23 protein-coding genes and 1 tRNA gene are annotated in these 20,746 nt (G+C 68.3%); 10 read left to right on the top strand and 14 right to left on the bottom strand.

The features are described from left to right. Positions 1 to 5: 5 nt before the first annotated feature. Positions 6 to 545 (bottom strand): thiamine phosphate synthase, encoded by a 540-nt coding sequence (locus tag G7B69_RS08735; RefSeq protein WP_243415089.1) that lies wholly within the window; start codon positions 543 to 545, stop codon positions 6 to 8. A gap of 22 nt (positions 546 to 567) precedes the next feature. On the opposite strand from G7B69_RS08735, the gene G7B69_RS08730 reads away from it, so the two are divergent. After that, positions 568 to 1,230, top strand: a complete 663-nt coding sequence (locus G7B69_RS08730; RefSeq protein WP_166178277.1) for a YggS family pyridoxal phosphate-dependent enzyme — start codon at positions 568 to 570, stop codon at positions 1,228 to 1,230. 3 nt (positions 1,231 to 1,233) lie between these two features. Here the strand turns inward: G7B69_RS08730 and G7B69_RS08725 are convergent, their stop codons facing one another. Together G7B69_RS08725 and G7B69_RS08720 are read right to left on the bottom strand one after the other, a co-directional pair. Beyond that, positions 1,234 to 2,028 (bottom strand): SDR family NAD(P)-dependent oxidoreductase, encoded by a 795-nt coding sequence (locus tag G7B69_RS08725; RefSeq protein ID WP_166178275.1) that lies wholly within the window; start codon positions 2,026 to 2,028, stop codon positions 1,234 to 1,236. A 74-nt stretch (positions 2,029 to 2,102) separates the two neighbouring features. Then, a tRNA-Gly gene (locus tag G7B69_RS08720) sits at positions 2,103 to 2,177 on the bottom strand. A 176-nt stretch (positions 2,178 to 2,353) separates the two neighbouring features. On the opposite strand from G7B69_RS08720, the gene G7B69_RS08715 reads away from it, so the two are divergent. Together G7B69_RS08715 and G7B69_RS08710 are read left to right on the top strand one after the other, a co-directional pair. Beyond that, on the top strand, positions 2,354 to 3,268 hold the full coding sequence (locus G7B69_RS08715; RefSeq protein ID WP_166178273.1) for a tetratricopeptide repeat protein: 915 nt from the start codon (positions 2,354 to 2,356) through the stop codon (positions 3,266 to 3,268). Positions 3,269 to 3,272: 4 nt separating this feature from the next. Then, positions 3,273 to 3,890, top strand: a complete 618-nt coding sequence (locus G7B69_RS08710; protein WP_166178271.1) for an LON peptidase substrate-binding domain-containing protein — start codon at positions 3,273 to 3,275, stop codon at positions 3,888 to 3,890. On the opposite strand, the gene G7B69_RS08705 is transcribed toward G7B69_RS08710, so the two are convergent. The 6 genes from G7B69_RS08705 to argB form a co-directional block, all read right to left on the bottom strand. Next, positions 3,891 to 4,514, bottom strand: a complete 624-nt coding sequence (locus G7B69_RS08705; RefSeq protein WP_166178269.1) for a MarC family protein — start codon at positions 4,512 to 4,514, stop codon at positions 3,891 to 3,893. Positions 4,515 to 4,516: 2 nt separating this feature from the next. Further along, positions 4,517 to 5,170: a hypothetical protein gene (locus G7B69_RS08700; RefSeq protein WP_166178267.1), complete on the bottom strand. Its 654-nt coding sequence runs from the start codon at positions 5,168 to 5,170 to the stop codon at positions 4,517 to 4,519. Beyond that, the gene (gene folD, locus G7B69_RS08695; RefSeq protein ID WP_166178265.1) at positions 5,167 to 6,057 is read right to left on the bottom strand and encodes a bifunctional methylenetetrahydrofolate dehydrogenase/methenyltetrahydrofolate cyclohydrolase FolD; all 891 of its coding nucleotides are present in this window, start codon (positions 6,055 to 6,057) and stop codon (positions 5,167 to 5,169) included. Before folD ends, G7B69_RS08700 begins: the two co-directional genes overlap by 4 nt. A gap of 10 nt (positions 6,058 to 6,067) precedes the next feature. Next, positions 6,068 to 6,313: a YggT family protein gene (locus G7B69_RS08690; RefSeq protein ID WP_166178557.1), complete on the bottom strand. Its 246-nt coding sequence runs from the start codon at positions 6,311 to 6,313 to the stop codon at positions 6,068 to 6,070. A gap of 96 nt (positions 6,314 to 6,409) precedes the next feature. Beyond that, positions 6,410 to 6,943, bottom strand: a complete 534-nt coding sequence (locus G7B69_RS08685) for a hypothetical protein (protein ID WP_166178263.1) — start codon at positions 6,941 to 6,943, stop codon at positions 6,410 to 6,412. Further along, positions 6,943 to 7,821 carry an acetylglutamate kinase gene (gene argB, locus G7B69_RS08680; protein WP_166178555.1) on the bottom strand — a complete coding sequence of 293 codons (879 nt, stop codon included), beginning with the start codon at positions 7,819 to 7,821 and terminating at the stop codon, positions 6,943 to 6,945. The genes G7B69_RS08685 and argB overlap by 1 nt, the downstream gene beginning before the upstream one ends. Before the next feature lie 360 nt (positions 7,822 to 8,181). Here argB and G7B69_RS08675 point away from each other — a divergent pair, with 360 nt between their 5' ends. Continuing rightward, positions 8,182 to 8,319, top strand: coding sequence for a hypothetical protein (locus tag G7B69_RS08675; RefSeq protein ID WP_166178261.1), 138 nt, complete (start codon positions 8,182 to 8,184; stop codon positions 8,317 to 8,319). A gap of 9 nt (positions 8,320 to 8,328) precedes the next feature. Here G7B69_RS08675 and G7B69_RS08670 read toward each other — a convergent pair whose 3' ends face one another. After that, positions 8,329 to 8,499 (bottom strand): hypothetical protein, encoded by a 171-nt coding sequence (locus G7B69_RS08670; protein WP_166178259.1) that lies wholly within the window; start codon positions 8,497 to 8,499, stop codon positions 8,329 to 8,331. A gap of 41 nt (positions 8,500 to 8,540) precedes the next feature. Then, positions 8,541 to 8,768, bottom strand: coding sequence for a KTSC domain-containing protein (locus tag G7B69_RS08665; protein WP_166178257.1), 228 nt, complete (start codon positions 8,766 to 8,768; stop codon positions 8,541 to 8,543). A 187-nt stretch (positions 8,769 to 8,955) separates the two neighbouring features. Here G7B69_RS08665 and G7B69_RS08660 point away from each other — a divergent pair, with 187 nt between their 5' ends. Next, the gene (locus G7B69_RS08660) at positions 8,956 to 9,366 is read left to right on the top strand and encodes a hypothetical protein (protein ID WP_166178255.1); all 411 of its coding nucleotides are present in this window, start codon (positions 8,956 to 8,958) and stop codon (positions 9,364 to 9,366) included. 117 nt (positions 9,367 to 9,483) lie between these two features. Beyond that, entirely contained in the window at positions 9,484 to 9,789 is a 306-nt protein-coding gene (locus G7B69_RS17045) for a hypothetical protein (RefSeq protein ID WP_166178253.1), read from the top strand. 6 nt (positions 9,790 to 9,795) lie between these two features. Here G7B69_RS17045 and G7B69_RS08650 read toward each other — a convergent pair whose 3' ends face one another. Further along, positions 9,796 to 11,469: a thiamine pyrophosphate-requiring protein gene (locus G7B69_RS08650; RefSeq protein ID WP_166178251.1), complete on the bottom strand. Its 1,674-nt coding sequence runs from the start codon at positions 11,467 to 11,469 to the stop codon at positions 9,796 to 9,798. 52 nt (positions 11,470 to 11,521) lie between these two features. Between G7B69_RS08650 and G7B69_RS08645 the strand changes: the two genes are divergently transcribed. Genes G7B69_RS08645 through G7B69_RS08630 form a run of 4 tightly spaced genes read left to right on the top strand, consistent with a single transcriptional unit; the run spans position 11,522 to position 16,735 of the window. Next, entirely contained in the window at positions 11,522 to 12,412 is an 891-nt protein-coding gene (locus G7B69_RS08645) for an MBL fold metallo-hydrolase (RefSeq protein WP_166178249.1), read from the top strand. A 43-nt stretch (positions 12,413 to 12,455) separates the two neighbouring features. Next, positions 12,456 to 15,551: a bifunctional proline dehydrogenase/L-glutamate gamma-semialdehyde dehydrogenase PutA gene (putA, locus tag G7B69_RS08640; protein WP_166178247.1), complete on the top strand. Its 3,096-nt coding sequence runs from the start codon at positions 12,456 to 12,458 to the stop codon at positions 15,549 to 15,551. Positions 15,552 to 15,599: 48 nt separating this feature from the next. Next, a complete protein-coding gene (gene dcd / locus G7B69_RS08635) occupies positions 15,600 to 16,154 on the top strand; it encodes a dCTP deaminase (RefSeq protein WP_166178245.1) in 555 nt (184 codons plus the stop codon). A 56-nt stretch (positions 16,155 to 16,210) separates the two neighbouring features. Continuing rightward, entirely contained in the window at positions 16,211 to 16,735 is a 525-nt protein-coding gene (locus G7B69_RS08630) for a DoxX family protein (RefSeq protein WP_166178243.1), read from the top strand. Between the two features lie 15 nt (positions 16,736 to 16,750). On the opposite strand, the gene G7B69_RS08625 is transcribed toward G7B69_RS08630, so the two are convergent. Both G7B69_RS08625 and G7B69_RS08620 read right to left on the bottom strand, forming a co-directional pair. Then, on the bottom strand, positions 16,751 to 17,794 hold the full coding sequence (locus G7B69_RS08625) for a rod shape-determining protein (protein WP_423717894.1): 1,044 nt from the start codon (positions 17,792 to 17,794) through the stop codon (positions 16,751 to 16,753). Positions 17,795 to 17,927: 133 nt separating this feature from the next. After that, complete coding sequence (locus tag G7B69_RS08620) at positions 17,928 to 20,684, bottom strand: [protein-PII] uridylyltransferase (protein WP_166178239.1); 2,757 nt, start codon at positions 20,682 to 20,684, stop codon at positions 17,928 to 17,930. Positions 20,685 to 20,746 lie beyond the last annotated feature (62 nt).

The raw sequence follows: 20,746 nt of genomic DNA, 5'->3' as shown, positions 1-20,746 counted from the left end.
TCGGATTATCCGGACAGCCCGTCGATCGCCGCCCACCGCGGCCAGTCGAGACGGCGGGCGGTTTGCGGGTTCATACCGCCGAGGGCGATGACCGGCATTTGCGCATGGGCGGCGAGCAATCGGAAGCGCAGTGGGCCGAGCGCGGGGGCGTTCGGGTGCGAGCGGGTCGGAAATGCGGGCGAAAGCAGCACCGCGTCGGCGCGCAGGCGGTTGGCAAGGCCGATGTCCGTGAGGTTGTGGGCGGTGGCGAGGGTCAGAAGGTTGCTGGCCGTCGGGTAGAGCGCGCGCGGGGCGCCGTAGATCCCGTCGGCGCCCCATTCGCGCGCGGTGAGCGAGCTGTCGGCGAGGATCATGACATGGCCGCGGGCGCGGGCGATGCGCGCAAGGTCGAACCAGCGCCCGGCCCGCTCGCCATCCGGCAAGTGGTAATGCCGGTAGATGAAGCCCGAGCCGCGCGGCAGCCGCCGCAGCGCGCCTTCGAGCGCCGCATCGTTGCGCTCGTCGGACAGCAGCCACAGGTGGGGGAAGGTCTGGCGCGCCGGCATTGCTGCGCTATAGCGCCGGCCCATGGAAAGCGCAGCCACCCGGCTCGATGAGGTTCGCGAGCGTATCGCTCATGCCTGCACGGTCGCGGGCCGCGAGGTCGACGAAGTCACGCTGGTGGCGGTCAGCAAGACCCATCCCGCCGAAGCGATCGAACCCCTGCTCCAGGCTGGCCAGCGCGTGTTCGGCGAGAACCGGGTGCAGGAAGCGCAAGGCAAATGGCCCACGCTGCGCGAGCGCTGGCCGGAAGTCGGGCTGCATCTCGTCGGAACACTGCAATCGAACAAGGCCGAGGACGCGGTAGCGCTGTTCGACTGCATCCACTCGCTCGACCGGCCGAGCCTGGTCGCCGCGCTCGCCAGGGCGATGGACAAGACCGGGCGCCGCGTGCCGTGCTTCGTCCAGGTCGATATCGGCGAGGAGCCGCAGAAGGGCGGTTGCGCGATCGGCGATCTGGCCGCGTTGCTCGCCCAGGCGCGCGACGCGCAAATTCCCCTCGTCGGCCTGATGTGCGTCCCCCCGCTCGGCATCGAGCCGGCGCCGTTCTTCGCCCTGCTCGACAAGCTCGCCGGCGACCACGGCCTCGCCGGCCGCAGCATGGGCATGAGCGGCGATTTCGAGACCGCGATCATGCTCGGTGCGACGCACGTGCGCGTGGGCACGGCGCTGTTTGGGGCGCGAACCTGAGGGTCAGCCGGCTTTTGCCAGCTCCGCATCGAGATCGTCCGGCAGCTCGTAGTAGCCGCCGGAGAGCGCGTCGTACTTGCCCGAGGCGAGGTCGAGCACGCGCTGGGCGCAGCGGGCGAGGTCGTCTTGCGCCGCCGGATCGCTCTCGGCCTTGCGCAACCGTTCGACCATGCCGCCGAGATATTTCTGCGCGTCGGCGCTTTCCATCGTCTGCCGGGCGAGCTCGGTGAACACGAAGCCGGGATCGATCGCGAACACCGCCACGCCGGTGCCGGCGGCCTCCGCCGCGGCTTCGGCGACGATGCGGTTCTGGGCGATCTTGCCGGTGCAATAGGCGGAAAGGTTCGGCGCGACCATCCGGCTGGCGATGGCCGAGACGCAGATGACATGGCCGCGCCCGCGCTCGATCATTCCCGGCAGCACACGGGCAAGGAACAGCATCGGCGCGCGGATGTGCACCGCCTGGGCCTTCCACCATTCGTCGGGGTCGACTTCCCAGATCGGCCCGAACGGTCCCGGAACGCCGGCGTTGTTGACCAGGAGGTCGACCGGTCCGAGCAGCTCCTCGACCTTGTCGATCGCGTGCGCGATCGAATGGGGGTCGGTGACGTCGCAGCGCACCCCGATCGCCTTGCCGCCGGTCGCGCGGATCGCGTCGGCGACATCGTCGAGCTGGACCAGCGAACGCGACAGCAGCGCGACGTTGGCGCCCTCCGCCGCGAGCCGCTCGGCGATCGCGCGGCCGAACCCGCGGCCCGCGCCGGTGACGACCGCCACCTGGCCTTCGAGAATCCCCATGCGTGCTCCCTTTCGGCGCGAGAGCTATCGCGCCGAGAGGGCGAAGTCGAGATAACGATGTTAAGTGGAAACGATGGAGCGGGCGAAGGGATTCGAACCCTCGACCCCAACCTTGGCAAGGTTGTGCTCTACCCCTGAGCTACGCCCGCTCACGGCGTTCCGGCGCGTGCTGGCGCCGGTGGAGAGGCGGGCGGTTAGCAGCCGCCCCGCGGCCCGGCAAGAGGATTTTCCCGGGGTTTGCCCAAGCGCTTGCAGGCAGCCGCTGCGGGCTTCACATTGGGCGGCGAAGGCCCACATAGGCGCCTTCCAGCAACAGGAGCATCTCTTGGCGACCCTAGGCCTCAATCTCGACGAACAGAAGGCGGTCGAACGCTTCCAGCAGGCCGTCGTCGCCCCGTCGCGCGACAAGCTGGTGATCCTCGACTTCTGGGCCGAATGGTGCGGCCCGTGCAAGGCGCTCGGGCCGACGCTGGAGAAAGTCGCCGCCGAATACGCCGACAAGGGCGTGCTGCTGGCCAAGCTCAACGTCGACGAGGAACCGTTCATCGCCGCGCAGTTCCAGGTGCGCTCGATTCCGACCGTCTATGCGATCTTCCAGGGCCAGCCGATCGCCGACCTGACCAACGCGCGGACCGAATCGCAATTGAAGGAAGTGCTCGACAAGTTGCTCGCGCAGCTGCCGGTCCAGGGCGGCGCGGCCGGTGATCCGCAGGAAGACATCGGGGCCCTTGTCGCAATGGGCGAGCAAGTGCTGGCCGAGGGCGACGGCGAGCGCGCGGCGTCGATCTTCCAGCAAATCGCCGAGATCGCGCCCGAGGATGTGAGGGTGCAATCGGGTCTCGTGCGCGCGCTGATCGCGGCCGGCCGCTCCGACGAGGCGCGGACGGCGTTCGAGGCCCTGCCCGAGGAGCTCAGGAACGATCCGGTGGTCGCGCAGGCCGGTACATTGCTCGAGCTCGCCGAAAGCGGCGTCGACGAAGGCGAGCTGGCGGACTTGCGCAAGGCCGCCGCCGAACGCCCGACCGACGAGCAGGCGCAGTTCGATTTCGCCCAGGCCGCGTTCGCCGCCGGGGCGCGCGACGAGGCCGCGGACACGCTGCTCAAGCTGGTCGAAACCGCGCCCGAGTGGAACGACGGCGCGGCCAAGGCCAAGCTGCTGCAGATCTTCGAGGCAGTCGGGCTCGAGGACCCATGGGTCGCGGCGCAGCGGCGGCGGCTCTCGCTGCTGCTGTTCGGCTGAGGGCGTGGCCGAGCCCGTCCGCCTGTCGATCTTTCCGCTCGGCGGAGCGATCCTGTTCCCGGGGCTGCAACTGCCGCTGCACATTTTTGAGCCGCGCTACCGTGCGCTCGTCGGCAGCGCGCTCGCCAAGGACCGCAGGATCGCCATGATCCAGCCGCAGGCGGCGAACGAGGACGCGCCGCTGTTCGAGATCGGCTGCGTCGGCCGGATCGGCGAAGTGGAGGCGCTCGATGACGGGCGCTACAACATCGTCCTCGAAGGCGAATCGCGCTTCCGTGTGCTGCGCGAGCTCGAGGTGACGACGCCGTTCCGCCAGGTCGAGGGTGAATTGATCGCCGATCCCGAGGTCGAATCCCTCAGCGCGGTCGAACGCGCCGGCTTCGAGCAAGAAGCGCGCGAGTTTGCCGATCGCCACGGCTATGCCGTCGACTGGGACGCGGTGTCGCATCTCGACGACCAGTCGCTGATCAACGGCGTGTGTCAGATCGCCCCGTTCGATGCCGCCGCCAAGCAGGCGCTGCTCGAGGCCCCGAACATCGCTGCGCGCTGCGAGCTGCTCGTTCAGCTCATGCAATTCTTCGGGCATAGCGACCCCGACGAAGGGCGGGTGACGCTGCAGTAGTCAGACGTTGAAGCTGCCGCGCAACCCGTCGATGACGTACTGCGCCGCGAGGGCCGCCAGCAGCACGCCGAGCAGCCGCGTGACCACCGCCTCGACCCGCGCGCCGACGAGCTTCATGAGCGGCCCCGCGGCGAGCAGGGCGAGCAGCGTCAGCACCAGGACCACCAGCAGTGCGGCGAGCACCACCAGCGAGCCTTGCAGCCCGTTCGCACCGCCCTCGAGCAGCATCACCGACGCGATCGCGCCCGGGCCGGCGAGCATCGGCATCGCCATCGGGAACACCGAGACGTCCTCGACCTCGGGCGTCGCCATGACCTTCTCGGCGCGCTGCTCGCGGCGCTGGGTGCGCTTCTCGAACACCATGTCGAGCGCGATCAGGAACAGCATGAGTCCCCCGGCGATGCGAAAGCTGTCGAGTTCGATGTGCAGCGCGCCGAGCAGGTCCTCGCCGAACAGCGCGAACACCAGCAGGATCACGCCGGCGATAAAACAGGCGCGGACCGCCATCGCCCGTCGCTGCGCCGCGCTCGCCCCGGCGGTCAGGCCGGCGTAGATCGGCGCGCAGCCCGGCGGATCGAGCACGACGAACAGGGTGATGAAGGCGGAGATGAACTGGTGGAGCATCGCTACTCGGCGGCGACTTCGCTGCGAAGCACTTCCTCGTAGCCGCTGCCGGTCCAGCGATGGACCTTGAAGCTGCGCGAGTTGTCCGGCTTGACCTCGACGATCCACTGCAACGTCTTGTCGTTCGACCAGCCGACCGTACGCCCCGCCGCAGGGGGAATGTCCGGTGGCGAGGCCCTCGAGCAATCGGCGACCTGTCCGGCGATCATTTCCGGCTCGGGCAGCGGCTGGGCGAGGGCGTCCCCCTGGTCGAGCACCCACTTGTAATCGCCGTTCTTCTGCCTCTGCCATACGGTGGTAAAATAGCCGACGCCGTTAGGCCGCTGCCAGGCGCCCTTGGTCACCGCCAGCGAGCCGTCGCAGCTCATCCACACCTCATAGGGTTGCCACTTGACCGCCACCGACGGTTCGGCGCGGCCCTTGAGCCAGGTTTTCGCCTGGGTGGGCTGCGGCGTGAACATCACCGCGCCGTCGGCGGCGAACTGGCGGAACGCCGCCCATTGGCCCTTCTCCTGCGCCGCGCGGGCGAACGCGAGCTCGGCCGCGACGACGGCGCTGGGATTGGCCGTCGGCCCCAAGCGATCCCGGCGCGCCTCGATCGGGCCCGCGCAAGCTGCCAGCGCGGCGATCAGCGTCAAGGCGTGGATGAACTTCATATCGCGTCCTTCGGCAGGTCCAGGCCCTCGCGGCGGTAAGCCGAAACCACGGTGTTGCGAAGGAGCACCGCGATCGTCATCGGCCCGACTCCGCCCGGCACCGGGGTGATCGCGCCGGCGACTTCCTTGGCTTCATCGTAGGCCACGTCGCCGACCAGCCGGGTCTTGCCGCCTTCGCCTTCGACCCGGTTGATGCCGACATCGAGCACGATGGCGCCGGGCTTTATCCAGCTGCCCCTGACCATGCCGGGCCTGCCGACGGCGGCGACGACGATATCGGCTCGGCGGACGACGTCGGGCAGGTCTTTCGTCCGGCTGTGGGCCAGCGTCACCGTGGCGTTCTCACGGGTGAGCAGCGCGGCCATCGGCTTGCCGACGATGTTCGAACGGCCGATCACCACCGCGTCGAGCCCCTCGAGGCTGCCGAGCTGGTCCTTGAGCAGCATCAGGCAACCGAGCGGCGTGCACGGCACGAAGCCGTGCTGCCCGACCGCCAGGCGCCCGGCATTGACCACGTGGAAGCCGTCGACATCCTTGTTGGGGTCGATCGCCGCGATCACCTTGTCCTCGTTCATGTGCCGCGGCAGCGGCAGCTGGACGAGGATGCCGTCGACCGCGGGATCGGCGTTGAGTTTGGCGATGCGATCGAGCAGTTCCGCCTCGGCCGCATCGGCGGGCAGCTTGAACTCGAAGCTCGCCATGCCGGCCTCGACGGTCGCCCTGGCCTTGGAGCGAACATAGACCTCGCTCGCCGGGTCCTCCCCCACCAGCACCACCGCGAGCCCGGCCTTGCGGCCGGCCCGTTCCTCGAAAGCGTGGGCATGGTCGGCGATTCGGTCACGCAGGCGGGCCGCAAAGGCCTTCCCGTCGATGACCCGTGCGGTCATTCGCCGCGCATCAATAAGGCACGCTGCTGAGGATGATCAGCAGGATCTGCAGGAGCACGATCAGCACCAGCGGCGAGAAATCGATCGCCCCGGTGTCGGGCATGATCCGCCGGATCGGCCCCAGCACCGGCTCGAGCAACGCGTTGATCGAGCGGTAGACCTGGACCATGAACTGGTTGCTCGAATTGACAACGTTGAACGAGAACAGCAGCCCGATGACGAACTGCACGATCACCAGCATGACGATGACGTTCATGATCAGGCCGATGATCTGGATCAGTGCGCTCAATCGAAAATCCTCCCGTACCAACCCTGCCTAGCCGACGAGGGCCGGGGCTATCAAGCTGGCGTGTTATCCTGTGCGCTGCATGTTTTCGACGAAGGTGCTCGAGCGGAGGGTCCAGCGCAGCTGCTCGGGGGTGGCGCCGGGCACGTCGTTGACGCGTTTCAGGACCATCTCGCCCTTGGTAGCCGGCTTCGCCTTGTCGCCGGCATCCGACAGCGTGCCGCTCACGGTGCAGTAGAGCGAGCCCGCGGCGCCTTCCTCTCCGATGCCGGAAATCGCGATCGCCGGCTGCTTGTAGCCGGCAAAGAGCGCCCCCAGCCGCGCGTCGTCGATCACCGGATCGCTCCATACCCGCGCGGCGAATGCGAAGTCTGCGCGTGCCACGGCATCGACATAGGCCTGCGCGACGGTTCGGCAATCGCGGCTCTCGAGCACCGAGAGGTCCTCCGTCGGTTGCGGGATTGGCGTGAGCGTTGGCGGAGCGATGGGTGCGGCCGACGCTTCCGGCGTCGCCGTCTCGCTCGCTTGCGGCGCGGTGGGTTGTTCGGGCGAGCCGCACCCCGCCAGCGCCAGCAGCGCGAACAGCGCGCCTCCGCGCATCACTCGCCCTTGCGGATCAGCGTGCCTGCGCCGCGGCTGGTGAAGAATTCGAGCAGCATCGCATGGCCGACGCGGCCATCGAGCACCACCGCCGCTTCGCAGCCGGCTTCGACGGCCTGGACGCACGTATCGAGTTTGGGGATCATACCCCCGGCAACGGTTCCGTCGGCTTTCAGTTTCGCGATATCGGCCGGAGTGAGGTCGGTCAGCAGCTTGCCCTGCTTGTCGAGCACGCCGGTGACGTCGGTCAGCAGGAACAGCCGCGCCGCGCCGATGGCCGCGGCAATCGCCCCCGCCATCGTATCGGCGTTGATGTTGTAGGTGTGGCCGTCCTCGCCCGCGGCAATGGGCGCGACGATGGGGATGATACCGGCCTTGTTGGCGGTTTCGAGGATCGTGGTGTCGATCCGCGCCGGTTCGCCGACGAAGCCGAGGTCGATCGCCTGTTCGATATTGCTGTCGGGATCCTTCGTGGTGCGGGTGACCTTGCGCGCGGTGACGAGGCCGCCGTCCTTGCCCGAAATGCCGAGCGCCTTGCCGCCGGCAGCGGCGATCCAGCCGACCAGTTCCTTGTTGATCGCCCCCGAAAGGACCATCTCGGCGATCTCGGCGGTCGCCTTGTCGGTGACCCTCAGGCCGTCGACGAAGGTGCTCTCGACGCCGAGCTTCTTGAGCATCGCGCCGATCTGCGGGCCGCCGCCGTGGACCACCACCGGGTTGATGCCGACCGCCTTGAGCAGCACGATGTCCTGCGCGAAGTCCTTTGCCGCCTCGGGATCGCCCATCGCGTGGCCGCCGTATTTCACCACGAACGTGCAACCGGCGTAGCGCTGGAAATAGGGGAGCGCCTCGATCAGCGTCTCCGCCTTGGCGAGCATCTGCTTGTCCTCACTCAGGCTCACCGCCGCGCTCCCGTCACTGGATCGCGCGCGCTGTAGCCGCTCGACCCCGCGATTCCTAGCCTGCGCCGTGCCGGCTCGGCTTGTCGCGGCCGCTGCGCCGTCCGTCGCAAACCGGGGAGCCAACGGCGCCGCCGCGGGTCGTGCGAGGCGACGCTGCAATAACCCTGCGTGCCGGCCGGACCTCCGATCCCTCCCCCCTCAGGCCGGCATTCAGGATCGCAAGGGGCGGCAGGCGACTGCCGCCCCTTCGTTTATGGTTAAGAAAAGCCCGCTCCGGAATTAACCGTCTGGGAAGGGACAGCGGCTAGACTGCGCGGCCGGGAGGGAGACACAGCCATGAACAGCATCACGAAGAGCCCCGAGCGGCGTCTCGAGAGTCGCCGTACCGGCGAACGACGCAAGACCGATCTGCCGATCACCGGCAGCGACCGCCGTGTCGCCGATCGGCGCGCCGGCAGCGACCGGCGCGGCTGAGCGTCGCTCTTACTGCTTCTGAATAGCCCACGGGCTGGCGTGCTTGGGCTGCAGCTTGGCCTGTCGCGCCTCGCTCTGGTCCTGGCTCGGCACCGTGCAATAGGCGGTCAGGCACACCCCGGCCGCCCATATCGCGGCCTTCCAGCGGCTGGTGAAGACGGCCTGATACTTCCTGAACATGGAATCTTCCGTAGGCCCCTACGGGTTAAGGTCCCGTATCCTTAGAGGTCCCACGCGTCCTCGGCCGCCTCAAGCGCCAATTCCTCGCATTGAAAGAGATCGCGGATGCGGGCGTTGAAGAACCGGCCTTTGGAAAATGCCTCGCGGAACGCCGCCGCCACGTCTTCGGGCACGCCGACGTAGCGATAACGCCGCCCGCTGACGAATTCGACGTCGAGCGCTTGCGCTCGCGGATCGTAATCGAAACGCCGGATGACGGTCGAAGGCATATCCAGACAACGCGCGAGGTCGGCGACCGGCTCCCCCGAGGTGGTGAGACCCGCGCCCCGCACGGTGTTCCGGCCGCAAGGCTCCGGTCGCCCGAAGGACGGCGCGTTCGGTCGCATCCGCGGGAGCCATTTGCCGGGCGATTAGTCTCTGTCGTTCCAACGGGGGGTCAACCTTGGAGACAACGACATGAAGACTTTCACCACTCTCGCACTGCCCTTTGCGCTGGCGCTCGGCGCCGGAAGCGCCGCCCAGGCGCAAGACGCGCATGCCAACGCCAACGCCGGAGCGAATGTCCCCTCAGCGGCGGGAGCAGGCGCTGACGTGACCGCGCACGGCAGCGCGAACGGCGTCGGCAACAACTTGCCGGACGTGACCGATCGCGTGCAGTCGACCTCGCCGCAGGCCAGCGACCAGGCCCAGACCACAGTTCCGGATGCCACGGCCAAGGCGGTCGACGCGCTCGGCAACGCCCCCGGCCAGACCAAGACCGACACCACCACGGATGCGGGCGCCGCGACCGGAGCCGGCACGGCCGATGCCGATGCCCAGACGACCACCGACACCAAGCACAAGAAGCACAAGAAGCACAGCGACTAAGCTCAGCCGGGTCACGCTGGAGGGCGGCGGGAAACCGCCGCCCTCTTCGTGTGCGCAATGACCCTTAGGGGCTGGTCCTGAATCGTTCGCCGGGCCCGAGCGGCGCACGATGGCGCAGTGGCTCGGCGATCCTTCTCAATTGCAGTCGCGGGGCTGGCAGCGCTGCTCTGCCTGGCTCCGCCTTCAGCCGTCTCCGCTGCGTCCGCCGACCGCGAAACAGCACGCTTCGGGCTCTGCTCGGGCCCCGGGCGGGTGACTTGCGTCGTCGACGGCGACACCTTCTGGTACCGGGGCCAGAAGATCCGCATCGCCGACATCAACGCGCCCGAGGTGAGCCATCCCGGCTGCGCGAGCGCGGCGCTGGTGCGCGAAGGGCTGGCCGAGGCGTGGAAAGGCTACCGCGGCAACTGGTGCCTCGGCTGAGGCCCATCAGCCGCGCGAGATCTCGGTTTCCTTCTCGGTGATGAACTCGACCAGCGCCGGCTGGCCCGCTTCGATCGCCGCCAGCGCGCGCTTGATGGCCGGCACGATCTCGCTCGCCTCGGTCACCCGTTCGCCGTGGCAGCCGAGCGAGCGCGCGAACGCGGCGTAGTCGCCGGTGATGTCGGTCGCGCGGTATTTCTCGGTCGCCACCGGCATGATCGGCAGCTCGATCGCCATCGCCTCGTTGTTGAGCAGGATCGAGAGGATCGGGATCCGGTCGCGCGCCGCGGTCTCGAGGTCGGTGCCGGTAAAGCCGATCGCCGCGTCGCCCCAGACGTTGATGCACAGCTTGTCCGGGCAGGCGAGCTTCGCGCCCATCGCCAGGCCGAGGCCGTAGCCGAGCTGGGTCGACTTGCCCCAGCCGATGTAGCTGTGCGGGCTGACGCACTTCCAGAACGGGACCAGCTGGTCGCGCGGGGATCCGGCGTCGTGGGTGACGATGGTGTTCGGCACATCGAGGGTGTCGTAGAGGTCGCGCAGCACCCGGTAGGGCGAGAGCGGCGCGGCGTCGGACGAGCGCTTGGCTTCCCACTTCGCCAGCCATTCGCGCTCGGTGTCCTTGATCGCCTGCGCCACTTTCGAGGAATCGCGCGCCTGCGGCACCCGCCGCTTCACCGCATCCAGCAGCGCCGCCAGCGTCAGCTTGGCATCGCCGGCCAGCGCCAGCTCGCTCGGCACCGACTTGTCGATGTCGAGCGGGTCGAGCGTCGCGTGGATCACCCGCTTGCCCGGCGGGATGGCGAGCCCGAACGAGGTTGCGGTGAAGCTGCAGCCGACGCCGAACAGCAGGTCGCACTCGTCGAGCCACTTGCGCACGCAGGCGTTGATCCCGTTGCCGCCCGAACCGAGCGCCAGCGGGTGGGTCTCGTCGAACGCGCTCTTGCCCGGAAGGCTGGTCATCACCGGGATCGCCAGGTGCTCGGCGAGCGCGCGCAGCTCGTCGTAGGCTTCGGACCAGTGGATGCCCTGTCCGGCGTAGATCGCCGGGTCTTCGGCGGCGATCAGCAGCTCGGCCGCCGCCTCGATCTCGTCCTGCGCCGGCTGCGAGCGGACGACCTTGCCGGGGATATAGTCGAAGGCGCCTTCGTAGGGCTGGCCGAGCACGTCGTAAGGCAGCTCGAGCACCACCGGCTGCGGGCGGCCGTTGCGCAGCATCGCGAAAGCGCGGCGCAGCACCGGCACCACCTGGTCGCCGCTGGTCAGCGGCTCGGCGTGCTTGGCGTAAGTGGCCATCGAGCGCACCGAGTTGAAGTTGTAGGGCACGTACATCTGGCTGAGCGCGTAGCCTTGCGGCATGACCAGCACCGGCACGCTCTCTGCGAAGGCCTGCGCCACGCCGCCCATGGCGTTTTCCGCGCCGGGGCCGTGCTGCATCACGAACACGCCCATGTCGCCGCCCTTGCTCATCCGGCTGACGGCATCGGCCATGTGCACGCCGGTGCGTTCCTGCCGCACGATCACCGTGCGGATGTCGATCCGCGCGGCGGCTTCGAGGATCTGGTTGCGCGGATAACCGAAGACCATCGTCACGCCTTCGCGCTTGAGCACGGCCGCGATCGCGTCGGCCACCGTTCCGCTCGCATGGACCTGCTGGTCCACGATGCCGTTGCCCTGTCTCATCGTTTCTCCCAAGATGCGCGCGACCGGCTAGCCGAGCCGGCGGGAGAGAGCAATGAAGCCGATCGAGCTCGGGCGCATGCGCATTCACAAGGTGCACGAGATGGATTCGCCCGTACCGCTGCTGAGCCAGCTGCCGGGCACCACCGAGGCCGACATGCGCCGCCTGCTCGAATGGTACGACCAGCCCGACGAGGTCAATCCCGATCCCGAGACCAGCTTCATGACCTTCTCGGTCCACAGCTGGGTGATCGAGCTCGACGGGCGGCGGATCCTGATCGACACGTGCTGCGGCAATCACAAGAACCGCTCGCTGCCCGAGGTGAGCCAGCTCGACACCGATTACCTCGGCAACCTGCGGCGCGCGGGCTTCGCGCCGGAGGACATCGACCTGGTGATGTGCACCCACCTGCACTTCGACCATGTCGGCTGGAACACCCGGCTCGACAACGGCAAATGGCTGCCGACGTTCGCCAACGCGAAGTATCTCTTCGGCAAGCGCGACTTCGACTACTTCCAGGCCAACCCCGAGGGCGAGGAGCTGCACCACGAGGCGCTCCTCGATTCCATCGTGCCGGTGATGGAAGCGGGTCAGGCCGAGCTGGTCGACGAGAACCACGTCGCCCACCGCGAGATCCACGACGGCGTCTGGCTCGAACCCGCGTTCGGCCATTCGCCCGGCTGCTGCACGATCACCGCCGAAGCCGATGGCCCGCCGGCGCTATTCTGGGGCGACGTGATCCACCACCCGGTGCAGCTGATCCGCCACGACCTGAAGTTTGCCTTCGACATGGACGGGGCGATGGCCAGCGCCACCCGGGTGCGGACGATGCAGCGCGCCGCCGACGAGGAGCTCCTGTGCTTTCCCGCGCACTTTCGCCGCACCAGCGCGGGCCACGTCAAACGCGACGGGGATGCCTTCCGGTACGAGTGGATCGAGGGCTGAGGCCTACTTGATTGCAACTGAAACCGGGTGCAGGGGGCCGCGGATGATCGACCGCAGCGCGCTCCGCCAGACTTTCCGAATGGATGAGGAGGCATGCGTTGCCGAGCGGCTGCGGCAGGCGGCCCCTGCCTCGGCGGTGCATGCCGGCGCGGCAAGGCTCGCCGCCAGGCTGATCGAGGGTGCGCGCGGGCGCAAGGCGGCCGGCCTCGACGCGTTCCTGCAGAGCTACGGCCTCGCGACCGAGGAAGGCATCGCGCTGATGTGCCTAGCCGAGGCGCTGTTGCGGGTGCCGGACACCGAGACCGCCGACGCGCTGATCCACGACAAGCTCGCCGGGATCGACTGGGGCGAGCACCTCGGCGAAAGCAGCTCGACATTCGTCAACGCGGCGACCTTCTCGCTGATGCTCACCGGCCAGGTGCTGCGCGGGCGCGAGGCCGAGGCCGGGATGGCGAGCAGCTTGCGCCGGGCGACCGCGCGGCTCGGCGAGCCGGTGATCCGCCAGGCGACGCTGCAGGCGATGCGCATTCTCGGCGGGCAGTTCGTCTTTGGGAGGACGATCGACGAAGCCCTGAAGCGCGCCGCGCCCGAGCGCAAACGTGGCCTGTCGCACAGCTTCGACATGCTCGGTGAAGCGGCGATGACTTATGCCGACGCCGAGCGCTACCGCGCCAGCTACGCCGCGGCGATCAAGCGGCTGGCGAAGGAGGCGAAGGGCGGTGTCAAAGCCAGCCCGGGCATCTCGGTCAAGCTCTCGGCGCTGTATCCGAAATACGACTTCTACCACGCCGAGGCGGCCAAGGCGGCGCTGGTGCCGATGGTGCGCGAGCTGGCGCTGGCGGCCAGCAAGGCGGATATCCATTTCACCATCGACGCCGAGGAAGCCGAGCGGCTCGAATTGAGCCTCGATATCATCGAGGCGCTGGTTGCCGACGACTCGCTGTTCGCGAACGGCTGGCAGGGCTTCGGCATGGCGCTGCAAGCCTACCAGAAGCGCGCCGTGCCGCTGGTCGACTGGGTCGTCGCGCTGGCCCGGCGGCACAACAGGCGGTTGATGGTGCGGCTGGTCAAGGGCGCCTACTGGGACAGCGAGATCAAGCTCGGCCAGGTCGGCGGTTATCGCGACTACCCGGTGTTCACCCGCAAGGTCGCGACCGACGCCTCATACCTCGCCTGCGCCGCCAGGCTGCTCACGGCTGAGGACGCGATCTATCCCGCGTTCGCCACTCACAACGCCTATACGATCGGTGCCGTGAAGGCGCTCGCGGCTGGGCGTGAATTCGAGTTCCAGCGCCTCCACGGGATGGGCGAGGATGTCTACGAAGTGCTCGCCGAGGAGGAGGGCGACCGCCAGACGCCGGTGCGCATCTACGCACCAGTCGGGGGGCACAAGGACCTGCTCGCCTATCTCGTACGCCGCCTGCTCGAGAACGGCGCCAACTCGAGCTTCGTCAACCGCATGGCGGACGCAGAGGTGCCGGTTGGCGAGCTGACCACCGATCCGGTGCGCGATCTCGCGGCGCTCGAACCGCGCCGCAACCCGGCGATCCCGCTGCCGGCGGACATTTTTCCCGACCGCAGGAACAGCAAAGGCGTCGACCTCGCCGATCCGCTCGTGCGCGAGCCGCTGCTGGCGGAGCTGCGCGCGCTGGACGGGCGCGAATGGGCCGCCGCTCCGACGGTGCTGGCGGGCAAGGGCGGCGAAACGCACGAGGTTCGCTCGCCGCAGGACAACGGCCAAGTCGTCGGCCAGGTGCTCTACGCGAGCGCTAGGGACATCGACCTCGCCTTTTCGCGCGCCGTCGAAGCGCAATTCGGCTGGGACGCGCTCGGCGGCATGGCGCGCGCAGCGGTTCTCGACCGCGCGGCCGAACTTTACGAGGCGCATACCGCCGAGTTCATCTCGCTGTGCCAGCGCGAGGCGGGCAAGACCCTGCTCGATGCCGTGCTGGAGGTGCGCGAAGCGGTCGACTTCCTGCGTTACTACGCCGCCGAGGCGCGGCGGCTGTTCGCCGGGCCGCACCCGATGCCGGGCCCGACCGGCGAGGACAACACGCTGCACCTGCACGGCCGCGGCGTCTTCGCCACGATCAGCCCATGGAACTTCCCGCTGGCGATCTTCACCGGCATGACCGCCGCCGCGCTCGCCGCCGGCAATTCGGTGCTTGCCAAGCCGGCCGAGCAAACGCCGCTGATCGCGGCCTTGGCCGTGCGGCTGTGCCACGAGGCCGGCATTCCCGACGACGTGCTCCAGCTGGTTCCGGGCGACGGCAAGGTCGGCGCCGCGCTGACCTCCGACCCGCGCCTCGCCGGAGTCGCCTTCACCGGATCGACCGAGACCGCGCACGCGATCAACCGCGCGCTCGCCGGCCGCAACGGGCCGCTCGCCACGCTGATCGCCGAGACCGGTGGACAGAACGCGCTGATCGTCGATAGTTCGGCCCTGCCCGAGCAGGTCACTCGCGACGTGATGGCGAGCGCCTTCCAGAGCGCCGGCCAGCGCTGCTCCGCCCTGCGCCTGGCCTACCTGCAGGAAGACATCGCCGACGCCACGCTGGAAATGATCCGCGGCGCCTTCGAGGCGCTGGTGATCGGCGATCCCGAGCGGGTCGAAACCGACGTCGGCCCGGTGATCGACGCCGAAGCCAAGGCTGCGCTCGACAGGCATGTCGCGGCGATGAAGAAGGCCGGCTGCCCGCTGTGGCGGCGCGACCTGCCGAAGGGCGCCAGGGGCGGCACTTTCGTTGCCCCGACGATCATCGAGATCGGCTCGATCCACGAGCTTACCCAGGAGAATTTCGGCCCCGTGCTCCACGTCGTCCGCTGGCAGGCGGGCAACCTGGCGGGGGTGATCGACGAGATCAACTCGACCGGCTTCGGCCTCACGCTCGGGCTGCACAGCCGGATCGATTCGGTCCGCCATTTCGTCGAGGCGCACGCGAAGGTCGGCAACCTCTACGTCAACCGCAACCAGATCGGCGCGGTTGTCGGCAGCCAGCCGTTCGGCGGCGAGGGCCTGTCCGGCACCGGCCCCAAGGCCGGTGGCCCGCACTACCTGCCGCGCTTCGCCATCGAGCGGGTCGTGACGGTGGACACCACCGCGGCCGGAGGCAACGCCAGCTTGCTCGCCGGGGGATAAGTTCCGTCGTCCCTTGCTCGCAGCTCGCCGCTCCGGAATCCCTTTCGCATGACGATTCTCTCCGACCGCTGGATTCGCGAAAAGGCCCAGGCGACCGGCATGATCGAGCCGTTCGTCGAGGCGCAGCGGCGTGAGGGGTGCATCTCCTACGGCCTGTCGTCTTACGGCTACGACGCGCGGGTGGCCGACGAGTTCAAGATCTTCACCAATGTCGACAGCGCGATCGTCGATCCGAAGAACTTCGCTTCGAACAGCTTCGTCGACCGCAAGACCGACGTCTGCGTGATTCCGCCAAACAGCTTCGCGCTGGCGCGGACGGTCGAATACTTCCGCATCCCGCGCGACGTGCTGGTGATCTGCCTCGGCAAGAGCACTTATGCGCGCTGCGGAATCATCGTCAACGTCACCCCGCTCGAGCCCGAGTGGGAAGGCCACGTGACGCTCGAGTTCTCCAACACCACCCCGCTGCCGGCGAAGATCTACGCCAACGAGGGCGCCTGCCAGTTCCTCTTCCTGCAAGGCAACGAACCGTGCGAGACGAGCTATGCGATGCGCGCGGGCAAGTACATGGGCCAGAAGGGCGTGACGCTGCCCAAGCTCTGAGCGGCACCAAAGCGCGCCCCAAGCGTTGGGGCCTGCGAGCTTTGGGGAGAGTTGCCATGTCTTTGATCGCCGCGCTTATCGGGCGCATCCTGCTTGCCGTGATCTTCGTCGTCTCGGGAATCGGCAAGATAATCGACCCCGCGCCGGCCGCGGGAATGTTGGCTTCGGTCGGATTGCCGGCCAACATGGCACTCGGTGTCGGGATCTTCGAGCTGGTTGCCGGCCTGCTCCTCGCCATCGGATTGATGACCCGCCTCGTCTCGATCGTGCTGTTCGTTTACGTCGGCCTGACGATCCTGTTCTTCCACAACGCGCTCGCCGACCCGGCGCAACAGGTCAACGCGCTCAAGAACCTGGCGATCATGGGCGGCATGCTGATGGTCTTCGCCTATGGCCAGATGCGCTGGAGCTACGACCACTGGCGCGCGCGCGACAAGGTCCACGATGCCGAGCTGCGCGCCGCCCGCGCCGAGGGCAAGGTCGAAGGGGCGACGGCCGTGGCCGGGGATCACACCACCACGGTGGTCAGGGATCCGGTGGTCGAAGAGCCCGTGGTCAGGCGCACCATCGTCGAGGAATAGCGGTTTCGCCGCGCCTCAGACGGTGTGCAGCACGCCGCGGTACTCGAGGTCCTCGAGCGCCCGGCCGGCGCCGCGGGCGACGCAGTTGAGCGGATCGTCGGCGCGCACGACCGGCAGGCCGGTCGCTTCGCTGAGCACGACGTCGAGGCCGGCGAGCAGCGAGCCGCCACCGGTCATGACGATGCCGCCCTCGATGATGTCGGCGGCGATCTCGGGCGGGGTGATCTCGAGCGCGCTGCGCACCGCCTCGAGAATCTGACCGACCGTCTCCGCCAGCGCGTCGACGATCTCGTCCTCGCCGATCTGCCGTTCGGTCGGCACGCCGCGGACGACGTCGCGCCCGCGGATTTTCGCCTGGCGCGGCTCGTCGCCGGTGAGCGTGGCGGCGCCGATCTCGAACTTGATCCGCTCGGCGGTCGCTTCGCCGATGACCAGGTTGTGCGTGCGGCGCACGTGCGCGGCGATCGCGTCGTCCATCTGGTCGCCGCCGACGCGCAGCGACAGGGTCACGGCAAGGCCGCCGACCGACAGCACCCCGACCTCGGTCGAGCCGCCGCCGATGTCGACCACCATCGAGCCGACCGGGCGGGTGACGGGAAGGTCGGCGCCGATCGCCGCGGCCATCGGCTCGTCGATCAACCAGACCTTGCGCGCGCCGGCGTTGGTCGCCGCGTCGCGGATCGCCCGGCGTTCGACCACGGTCGAGCCCGAGGGCACGCACAGCACGATCTCGGGGCTGCCGCGCAAGCGCACCCCGGCGTTGGCCTTGGCCTTGGAAATGAAGTGCTTGATCATCTCCTCGGCAATCTCGAGGTCGGCGATGACGCCGTGGCGCAAGGGGCGGATGGTGACCACGTTGTCGGGCGTCTTGCCGAGCATCAGCTTGGCGTCGTCACCCACCGCGCGCACCCGGCGGATGCCGTTCAGCGTCTCCATCGTCACCACCGATGGCTCGGCGAGGACGATGCCGTGCCCCTTGAGGAAGACCACCGTGTTGGCGGTGCCGAGATCGATGGCCAGGTCCGCGGCCCGAAAAGGGAAAAATCCCATGAATGACATGTAGCTGATCCGTCCTGTCCCCGCGCGAATGCGCCCGGCTGCGATCGCGGTGGATTGCTTTCTGGTGGATTAACCGAGCGCCGCTAGCGACCGCTTAGCGACGGTGGGTGGCAGAGCGGCGTTGAGTCGTGGGTCAGGCGGCGGCGGCGGCGAACTGGTCGCTGGCGGCGTTGAGCAGCGCCGCCTCGATCGCCCGCAGCCGGTCAGGGCTGTCGATCTTGTGGCCGATCAGGTCGGTCACGTAGAAGGTGTCGACCGCGCGCTCGCCGTAATTGGTGATGTGCGCCGAGTTGATCATCACCTTGTTCTCGAACAGCGCGCGGGCGAGCCGGTTGAGTAGCGCCGGGCGATCGCGCGCGCCGACCTCGATTACCGTGAACCGGCCCGAAGCCTTGTTGTCGAACTGGACTCGCGGGCGGACCTCGAAGCTCTCCGCGCGGGCGCGCGACAGCGGACGCTTGGCGAGCTGCGGCACGAGCTCGATCTTGCCGCCGAGCGCGTCCTCGATCGCGGTCTTGAGGCGAGCAAGCTGATCGTCCTCGCGGAACGGCTTGCCGAGCGGGTCCTGCACCAGGAAGTTGTCGACCGCCTTGCCCACGCGGTTGGTGTGGATGCGGGCGTCGATGATGTTGCCGCCGGCGAGATGAATCGCCCCGGCGATGCGGTAGAACAGCCCCGGGTGGTCGTCGCCGATCACCGTCACCAGCGTCGCGCCGCGCGCCGCGTAGTAATGCGCGTGGATCGAAAGGCGGTCCTCGACCTGCATGGCCGCCCAGTAGTGCGGCAGGTTGAGCGCGATGATGTCCTCGGGCTCGGCGATCCAGTAGGCATCGTCGAACCGGTCGGCGAGATCGTCGATCACGTGGGCGTCCGCGCCGAGCAGCTCGGCGACGCGGGCCTTCTTGGCGGCCACCCGCTCGGCGCGGCCGTGGCGCTTGTGGCCCAGCCGCAATTGCTCTTCCGCCAGCTCATAGAGATCGGTGAGCAGCTGGCGCTTCCAGCTGTTCCAGATCCCCGGGCCGACGGCACGGATGTCGACAACCGTCAGCACCAGCAACTGGCGCAGCCGCTCGAGGCCTTGCACCTGGGCGACGAAGTCGAGAATCGTCTGCGGGTCCGCCACGTCGCGCTTGAAGGCGGTCGCGCTCATCAGCAGGTGATGGCGCACCAGCCAGGCGACCAGCTCGGTCTCGTCCTGCGTCAGCCCGAGCCGCGGGCAAAGCTCGAGGGCGACTTCGGCGCCGAGCACCGAATGATCTCCGCCTCTGCCCTTGGCGATATCGTGCAGCAGCGTGGCCACGTAAAGCGAACGGCGGCTGGCGAGCTTGGGGATGATCTCGGCCGAAAGCGGATGATCCTGCGCGAGTTCGCCGCGTTCGATCTTTGCCAGCAGGCCGATCGCGCGGATGGTGTGCTCGTCGACCGTATAGTGGTGATACATGTCGAACTGCATCTGCGCGCCGACACGCCCGAAATCGGGCACGAAGCGGCCGAACACGCCGGACTCGTTCATCCACCGGAGCACCGTCTCGGGGTCTCTCCGCCCGGTAAGCAGGGCGAGGAACGCGGCGTTCGCGCGCGGATCGCTCCGCACCCTGGCGTCGATGCATTTCACGTCGCGGGCGATCATTCGCAGCGTCTCGGGATGAATCTCGTAGCCGTGCTCTTCGGCGAGCTGGAACACCTCGATCAGCCGCACCGGGTCGTTCTCGAACCAGTCGTCGGCCGGCGCGGCGATCTTGCCGCCGAATACCTTGTAGCCCTTGAGTTCGCGGGCGCGCGGCCGGAACGTCGCGAGCAGGCCGCGCGCCTTCTTCTTGCCGGCCATCTCCTCGTCGATGTGGGCGAGGAACACGCCGGTGAGATGGCCGACGTGGCGCGCCTGCAGGAAGTAGTACTGCATGAAACGCTCGACCGCGCTCTTGCCCGGCCGGTCGGCGAACTCCATCCGCGCGGCGACTTCGCGCTGGAGGTCGAAGGTCAGCCGGTCCTCGGCCCGTCCGGTAATCGTATGCAGGTGGCAGCGAACCGCGAGCAGGAAATTCTCGGCGCGGCGAAAGGTGCGGTACTCGGTTGCGGTGAACAGCCCGACGTCGACCAGCTCGGAGGCGCTCTTCACCCGGTGGATATACTTGCCGATCCAGTAGAGCGTCTGCAGGTCGCGCAGGCCGCCTTTGCCGTCCTTGACGTTGGGCTCGACGACGTAACGGCTGTCGCCCATCCGTTTGTGCCGCTGGTTGCGTTCTTCGAGCTTCTCGCTGACGAATTGCGCCTCGCTGCCGGGCACGACCTCGCTCCAGAACCGCCGGCTCGCCTCGTCGTAGAGCGCCTGGTCGCCCCACAGGTAGCGGCCCTCGAGGATGGCGGTGCGGATCGTCAGGTCCTGCTTCGCCATCCGCACCATCTCGTCGAGCGAGCGGCTCGAATGGCCGACCTTGAGACCCAGGTCCCACAGGTAATAGAGGATCGCCTCGATGACCTGTTCGCACCAGGGAGTGCTCTTGGCCGGGGTGATGAAGGCGATGTCGACGTCGGAATGCGGCGCCATCTCGCCGCGCCCGTAACCGCCGACCGCGATCAGGGTGAGCCGCTGGCCCGCGGTGCGGTTCGGCGCCGGGAAGATGTCGGCGATCGCGTGGTCGTGCATCACCCGGATCAGCTGGTCGATCAGGAACGCCTGACCGTGAACGCACTGATATCCGGCACTCGTCTGCTCGGCGAGCCGGCGGGCCAGTTCGGCGCGGCCGGCGTCGAGCGCGCCGCGCAGCAGCTCGACCACCTTCGGCCGCGCCTTCTGCGCGCCACATTCCGCCACCGCCGCGGCAATCGCCTCGGCGAGGGCGCGGCGGTCGATCACCGCGCGCTGATTGGGGACGTTGTTCACGCTCATCGCCTATCGACATAGAGATAAGCGGCCGCCTTGCAATGCGGTGGGTTTCGCGCCGCGGCGCG

The organism is Croceibacterium segetis (assembly GCF_011320115.1).
Classification (GTDB): domain Bacteria; phylum Pseudomonadota; class Alphaproteobacteria; order Sphingomonadales; family Sphingomonadaceae; genus Croceibacterium_B; species Croceibacterium_B segetis.
This window is presented reverse-complemented; position numbering and strand designations above follow the sequence as displayed.

Coding starts and splice junctions, on each gene's coding strand:
- G7B69_RS08735 (WP_243415089.1), bottom strand. CDS start 545: ATGCCGGCGCGCCAGACCTTCCCCCACCTGTGGCTGCTGTCCGACGAG.
- G7B69_RS08730 (WP_166178277.1), top strand. CDS start 568: ATGGAAAGCGCAGCCACCCGGCTCGATGAGGTTCGCGAGCGTATCGCT.
- G7B69_RS08725 (WP_166178275.1), bottom strand. CDS start 2,028: ATGGGGATTCTCGAAGGCCAGGTGGCGGTCGTCACCGGCGCGGGCCGC.
- G7B69_RS08705 (WP_166178269.1), bottom strand. CDS start 4,514: ATGCTCCACCAGTTCATCTCCGCCTTCATCACCCTGTTCGTCGTGCTC.
- G7B69_RS08700 (WP_166178267.1), bottom strand. CDS start 5,170: ATGAAGTTCATCCACGCCTTGACGCTGATCGCCGCGCTGGCAGCTTGC.
- folD (WP_166178265.1), bottom strand. CDS start 6,057: ATGACCGCACGGGTCATCGACGGGAAGGCCTTTGCGGCCCGCCTGCGT.
- G7B69_RS08690 (WP_166178557.1), bottom strand. CDS start 6,313: ATGAACGTCATCGTCATGCTGGTGATCGTGCAGTTCGTCATCGGGCTG.
- G7B69_RS08685 (WP_166178263.1), bottom strand. CDS start 6,943: ATGCGCGGAGGCGCGCTGTTCGCGCTGCTGGCGCTGGCGGGGTGCGGC.
- argB (WP_166178555.1), bottom strand. CDS start 7,821: ATGCTCGCCAAGGCGGAGACGCTGATCGAGGCGCTCCCCTATTTCCAG.
- G7B69_RS08675 (WP_166178261.1), top strand. CDS start 8,182: ATGAACAGCATCACGAAGAGCCCCGAGCGGCGTCTCGAGAGTCGCCGT.
- G7B69_RS08670 (WP_166178259.1), bottom strand. CDS start 8,499: ATGTTCAGGAAGTATCAGGCCGTCTTCACCAGCCGCTGGAAGGCCGCG.
- G7B69_RS08665 (WP_166178257.1), bottom strand. CDS start 8,768: ATGCCTTCGACCGTCATCCGGCGTTTCGATTACGATCCGCGAGCGCAA.
- G7B69_RS08660 (WP_166178255.1), top strand. CDS start 8,956: ATGAAGACTTTCACCACTCTCGCACTGCCCTTTGCGCTGGCGCTCGGC.
- G7B69_RS08650 (WP_166178251.1), bottom strand. CDS start 11,469: ATGAGACAGGGCAACGGCATCGTGGACCAGCAGGTCCATGCGAGCGGA.
- G7B69_RS08645 (WP_166178249.1), top strand. CDS start 11,522: ATGAAGCCGATCGAGCTCGGGCGCATGCGCATTCACAAGGTGCACGAG.
- putA (WP_166178247.1), top strand. CDS start 12,456: ATGATCGACCGCAGCGCGCTCCGCCAGACTTTCCGAATGGATGAGGAG.
- dcd (WP_166178245.1), top strand. CDS start 15,600: ATGACGATTCTCTCCGACCGCTGGATTCGCGAAAAGGCCCAGGCGACC.
- G7B69_RS08630 (WP_166178243.1), top strand. CDS start 16,211: ATGTCTTTGATCGCCGCGCTTATCGGGCGCATCCTGCTTGCCGTGATC.
- G7B69_RS08625 (WP_423717894.1), bottom strand. CDS start 17,794: ATGTCATTCATGGGATTTTTCCCTTTTCGGGCCGCGGACCTGGCCATC.
- G7B69_RS08620 (WP_166178239.1), bottom strand. CDS start 20,684: ATGAGCGTGAACAACGTCCCCAATCAGCGCGCGGTGATCGACCGCCGC.